The sequence below is a fragment of the Photobacterium sp. WH77 genome, from assembly GCF_022014395.1.
GTDB lineage: Bacteria > Pseudomonadota > Gammaproteobacteria > Enterobacterales > Vibrionaceae > Photobacterium > Photobacterium arenosum.
Map to the genome: position 1 here is coordinate 1 of NZ_JAKLTE010000039.1, position 5,505 is coordinate 5,505.

The 5,505-nt window shown below is 48.6% G+C and carries 4 protein-coding genes; 1 reads left to right on the forward strand and 3 read right to left on the reverse strand.

Translation table 11 applies throughout. The features are described from left to right. Positions 1 to 188 precede the first annotated feature (188 nt). Positions 189 to 1,256: a formylglycine-generating enzyme family protein gene (locus L6J37_RS21030; RefSeq protein WP_237796488.1), complete on the forward strand. Its 1,068-nt coding sequence runs from the start codon at positions 189 to 191 to the stop codon at positions 1,254 to 1,256. A gap of 44 nt (positions 1,257 to 1,300) precedes the next feature. Here the strand turns inward: L6J37_RS21030 and L6J37_RS21035 are convergent, their stop codons facing one another. The 3 genes from L6J37_RS21035 to L6J37_RS21045 form a co-directional block, all read right to left on the reverse strand. After that, the gene (locus L6J37_RS21035) at positions 1,301 to 3,790 is read right to left on the reverse strand and encodes a LysM peptidoglycan-binding domain-containing protein (protein ID WP_237796489.1); all 2,490 of its coding nucleotides are present in this window, start codon (positions 3,788 to 3,790) and stop codon (positions 1,301 to 1,303) included. Next, complete coding sequence (locus L6J37_RS21040) at positions 3,790 to 4,386, reverse strand: DUF4123 domain-containing protein (RefSeq protein ID WP_237796490.1); 597 nt, start codon at positions 4,384 to 4,386, stop codon at positions 3,790 to 3,792. Before L6J37_RS21040 ends, L6J37_RS21035 begins: the two co-directional genes overlap by 1 nt. Further along, the coding region (locus tag L6J37_RS21045; protein WP_237796491.1) for a type VI secretion system Vgr family protein at positions 4,368 to 5,505 on the reverse strand (1,138 nt) is incomplete at its 5' end. The genes L6J37_RS21040 and L6J37_RS21045, both read right to left, overlap by 19 nt.

Sequence of the window (5,505 nt, forward strand, 5' to 3'; positions counted from 1 at the left end):
ATTAAACGCCGATTGCTGGCGGCCATTTAAGATAATTTTTCATTCAGTTCGCTTTACCGTTTTATGCACTCCAATCCTGTGCGCTTGGTTCAATAAATACAAGCTGTAATCATAATTGACCATGCTTTCCAGTGTTTTTGCTTTAGGCATTTCGGTACACTAAGGCACTAAAAACAAAGGATTCCAGCATGAAATTTTACAGGCTAGGACTTGCATGTACGCTGCCATTATTAGCGGCCTGCAATGACAACAATTCACCCATCAACATCACCAGCGAAACCGTCTCTCAACAGCAGCTTGATACCATAGTTACTAATATCGAAAAGCGTTACCCTGAGGCGACCCAGGAACAAAAACAAAACGCCGCCGACGTGGTGGTTCGTGCCATCGAGAATCTGGTGTTTGTTGAAGGCGGCAGCTTTGAGATGGGGGATTTTGGTGCCCCTTGTGAAATCCCCAGCCGTACGATCAGCCGGATAGATTGGTCTCCGGATGCTGAATGCTTGAGTTCGCCGTTTAGTCAGGAGACAGGGGCTGCCTTTCTCCATAAAGTCACACTCGATGCCTACTCAATCGCTAAGTTTGAAACGCGATTTATTGATATGGAGTGGATGCGCCAGATCAACGGACTGCCTGTGGCCAAAGATAATTCGCGTGATGGGTCAATTGTTCAACGGGATTCTGAACGATACGCACGATTAATCGTAAGTGAACAAAAAAATGACCCCGCCAGCGCCAAAGCATGGCAGGAAGCCAAAGATTACTGTCAATGGTTAGGGCAGGTCAGCGCATTGCCCTTCGACTTGCCCACCGAGGCACAATGGGAATATGCTGCCCGCAGTCGAGGCCAACATTACTATTTTGCCACCAACAATGGTTACCGTCAGCTAAGCGGGGGGATCTATTTCGATCCTGAGACAGAGTATTATATTGAGTACACTGAAAATGATGCCAATGCATCAACCGATATCGAGGTCGTCGACAAATTTTATCCGAACCCTTTGGGGGTTTATGGCATGACAAATCAGGTCAGTGAATGGGTGAATGACTGGTACTCCCCCGACTATTATCAGATTTCTCCGGAGCTCAATCCCAAAGGCCCTGCATCCGGCACACTGAAGGTTCAGCGCGATGCGACAGGAACAACAATGACGTTCGCCCGGATTTATAATGATCCGGTCGAAAAAGCCTATTATCCAAGCACCAGCTTTCGCTGTGCTCTTCAACAGGTAGCCCCGGCGATTGACCCGTCCTGATAGGGTTGACACTTTTAAGTTTCAAGCCCCTTCCGGGGCTTGAATTACGCAGTTTGTGTCTCGCTTTCCTGATGGCGTTGAGCAACCTGTTGGTGAACTTGTGATCTTTTACTGGCCAGGGCCTGCCCACTCAGCGGGGTATAGGGGTCAACAGTCACCAGAGTACTTTTTTCCAGCTCAGCCAGTTTACCAACCCAACGGTTAAAGTCTGATTGTTGGCTGCCATCCAGTATGGCATTAATCCGGGCAAGGTTATCAAACATAACTTGATCCCCGCTCGTTTTTTGACCCTCAGGATTCATACGCTGCAAGATTTCCTCAAACTTATGCCAGCTGTAAGTACTTTCTTTCAGCAACTTATGAATTGCCCATTCCTGCTCTTCGTTAAAACTCCAATAAAATTCCTCGACTAATATATCCAGCATGCTTCCTATGGCTTCGGGAAGTAATTGATTAAAGGGAATACCTGCGTTCGTCGTGTTGTTTAAAATCCGTTTGGCAAGAATATTGGCTTTACGTTGACGATCACTTCTTTCATCAACTTCCTTTTTCCACCTTCTGATTTGCTCATCACCCGATGCAAGGGCATGTAACAATGCTTGATTCGGATCTCGAATCAAGTCACTGGCAAATGCAATCATGGTTGCGTCCACCAAATACTCATATGCATCCTCATTAATATTTTCTAGCACTCGATAATCAACATGTCGCAGCCCCTGCCAGATAATTTTCGCCAGCTCCCACAACTGCTCCATATTAATCATGGCGCCAAAACCGCCACCGCCACCGACACCCCAAACCAATTGCCCGGAACATTTGAGGTAGAATCGTCCATCAATCAGAGCAAGCTGGAAATCGGCGTTGAATCCCGCCCCGGCAGCAACATTGCCCTCAAGCTTCACGTCAGCGAGCACCTGAAAATTGAAGGTATTCTCATCTTTCGGGGGTTGCCATTCCAATCCTCCCGAAATTTGGCCGCTGGCCTGTGCCCCCGCGAACCCTTGTGCCTTAAAGCCGACATCCCCCTTAGGAGCTTTGTCTAAATCAACTCTGGGAGTAAACATCACCCCAGTACTTGCGCCATTCTCTTCCGGCCGCCCAATCTGGGCTCTGCCATCGAGCATCACACCAACAAAGCAGCCTAATGTGACTTTCCCCTGAAAACGGAAGCAGCCAAATGAGTAGGTGGCATCGCGCCCATTACTGTCCCGATAATTCAGATTCACTGGAAATCCATTTTCAGACGGGAGGAAAAAACTCGCTTCTGTTTTGGCTTCGGCCAGTGAAAAGCTTGCTTCTCCGCCAATCCCTATATCGATTTTTCCTTTCGTGGGTTCAAATGTTGTTGAAACACTGGCTTGTGCCCCCCAACGAAACAACTGTGCTTCAGCGCTGACCGCAAAAACCGTATCTCCATCTTCATCCAGGTAAGGCTGAGTCGCTTTCCATTCTTTAAATTTATCGCCATCCGCTTTCCACTCAGCAAGCTTACCTTCAACTTTTAAATTCTTTTGTTCAGCCTTAATATCGTCTCGAATCGCACTGCCGAAGCCCTTATAATCTCTTTGCTCCAAGGCATTCATCGCATGACTATTTCGGGCCACGCGTTTCCAGCGCCTGACTTCACGCTCGTGAAACCGAGAACGGATATATACATGACGTGTTTGATTAATGGAATAAACTTCCACGATATGTTCACGAATATGCTGAGTCGTATATTTTTTCTTTGTCTTATTCATTTTATCCATCTCCACCCCCGACTTTGTGGTCGACTGAGGTGTGACGGCTTTCATCTCGAGCGTCTTGTAATAATCGATTTCTTTTTGAATCTGGCTAAGAATTTCCGCTCTGAGTATTTCAATCGAGCTTTCACCAAACCAATCATCCCGATATTGCGCTACAAAACGGCGACGATTTTCGAGTGATTTCAGCATCGCCTTCACCCGTTCCTGATTTGGATTGGGCTGCGGACGGCGGGCCTTCATCTGTGCCACTTTGCGTGTAGCACGATTGGGCTTTTTGTCTTCTGTTGCAAAAATTCCGGCGTGTCTCGCATCTTCCAGCCAAGCTTCTCTGGCCTGTGCATGCTGTTCCAACTGCTCACGCGTCACACCTTCACCTTGTGGTGCGCGCTCAACTAAAGCTTTGTAATCCTGTAATAAGCGATCTGTAATTTTGGTTTCTTCTTCCAGCAATTTAGAAGCAGTTTCATCCAGAATCCAATATTCCAGCGGACCATCTCCGGTCACAAAGACCACATCGTGCACCTCACTTGGCTGGCACAAGGGCGGAGAAATCAGTGGACCCGTGGCCTCCAGCGGCCGCAGGTCAGAAACGGGGGCCACAGAATAAGTAGGCTCAGCTGGCTCAGTCTGGCTATCGTCGGGTAACCGAACTTGTTCGCCGACCCGAATAAAATCCGGATTTCTCTGATACTGAGGGTTCAGCTCCAGCAGGGTGCTAAAATCAACTTTCTCATCAATGGCAATTTGCAGCAGGGTATCATTCGGTTTGACGGTATAATTTCGACTCATCAGGCTGTTTCTCCTTGCCATTGTTCCGCGATAGACATCATGGTGTTTATTTGATCATCTGACATAACCCATCCCTCACCTGAGGCAGTACTCACCGCATGGCTGTGCCAATCTGCCAAAAGCCAATATTGATCAAACCAGTGAATTCGATGGAGTTTGGGGAAAAACTGTTGTCGCTGTTCAGAAGACATTGAACCAACCAACATCAATAACTTGCGGGGCTCATAATACCGGATGACTGCATCAGCCCGACCACGTGACACAATCAACCTTTCCCGCAATGACTCCGTCAGTTCTGAAACAGAAACTGTGCCTGGCGCAACCAGCAAACAACCGCAAGGTGTCGACTCGAGTTGAGCCATCAGTCTTTGCCATAATGGTAGGTTTTTTGTCAAAGGAACCAGTAGCGGTCCATTATCCAAATACGAAAAACGCGTCTTGGAAAAGAGTGATACCGCTTCATCTTCAGAGAACAACGCTTGCCAGTCAGGCCATAACAAGGGCTCAAACAGCAAATAAGTGTTTTGATCTAAAGCAGGTAACATTGGGTTGGCTTGCTGAATCTGCCATTCCGGTTTTAACGGTGCAATTGACATGTTTTCCCTCTTCCGCATTCACAAAGTTCCATCATTAGCGCGCCTTCTTCTATCATGCTCTGATAGACAGCAGACGTGATCACGGGTGGCTTTAATCGTGCAATCGATAGTCCGATCGGGCTGAGGGAGCTCACCCCTTGATTGCTGCCAGCGGCGGCGCCAGGATTAATGTCGACCTTAGCCCCTTGCAGTGCCACGTCACTCACGCCGTTGAGCGTAATGGCCGTGCCGTAAAATTCGATCACACCGCTGCTTTTCAGCACCAATCCGGCAGCACCGACTTCCACTCTGATTTCATCAGCAGAAACAACCGCAGCTTCTCCTTCTGCACGGATTGAAGTATCGCCTTGGGTTTCGATATGAAAATCGCCCCCGACCGTCAGTTGATCGCTCCCCCCGACTGAAGTGGTACGGGACGCGAGGATCACCGTGGTCAGATCCGCACCAATCTCAAGCGTGTCATTTTGACCAATCTGAACCCGTCGGTGTGCTTCCAACTGACGGTGCTGGTTGCCAGCGACACTGACAACTTCGTTGGCCTGATAATTCACCGTGACATCCTGATCGACCTGTTCGATCAATGTCTGTTCGTTGAGTGACGTTTTATTCCCGTGAATCAGTTCTTTCCGATCTCCCTGCACTGCAATTTCACGGTGCTGTACAACCTTCAGTTCGTCATCCTGTCCGATATGGCTGAAGCGGTCATGCAGTACCAGCGTGTTCATATCTTTCTGCGCACGCAGATACAGCTCTTCATGATTGGTTTCATCATCCAGACTGATCTCGTTGTACCCTTCTCCTTTATGCGTTTTAGAACGCAAGGTAGTGCGGGTTTTCTTAAGCGGCAAATCATAAGGCGGAAGATGCAGACCGTTATAAACCGACCCTGTGACTAAAGGTTGATCCGGATCGCCTTCCAGAAAGCTGACGACCACTTCGTGCCCGATACGCGGCAGGAAAACCGCGCCCCAATTCGGACCGGCCAGGCTCTGGCTGACACGTACCCAGCAGCTTGAGTGTTCATCCGACGCACCCAATCTGTCCCAATGGAACTGAATCTTGATGCGGCCCAGGTTGTCGGTATAGATTTCTTCGTTCGCCGGACCGACCACCACAGCA

Bases quoted from the DNA above. Each gene is read 5' to 3' on its own strand.
- L6J37_RS21035 (WP_237796489.1), bottom strand. From the start codon at position 3,790: ATGAGTCGAAATTATACCGTCAAACCGAATGATACCCTGCTGCAAATT.
- L6J37_RS21030 (WP_237796488.1), top strand. From the start codon at position 189: ATGAAATTTTACAGGCTAGGACTTGCATGTACGCTGCCATTATTAGCG.
- L6J37_RS21040 (WP_237796490.1), bottom strand. From the start codon at position 4,386: ATGTCAATTGCACCGTTAAAACCGGAATGGCAGATTCAGCAAGCCAAC.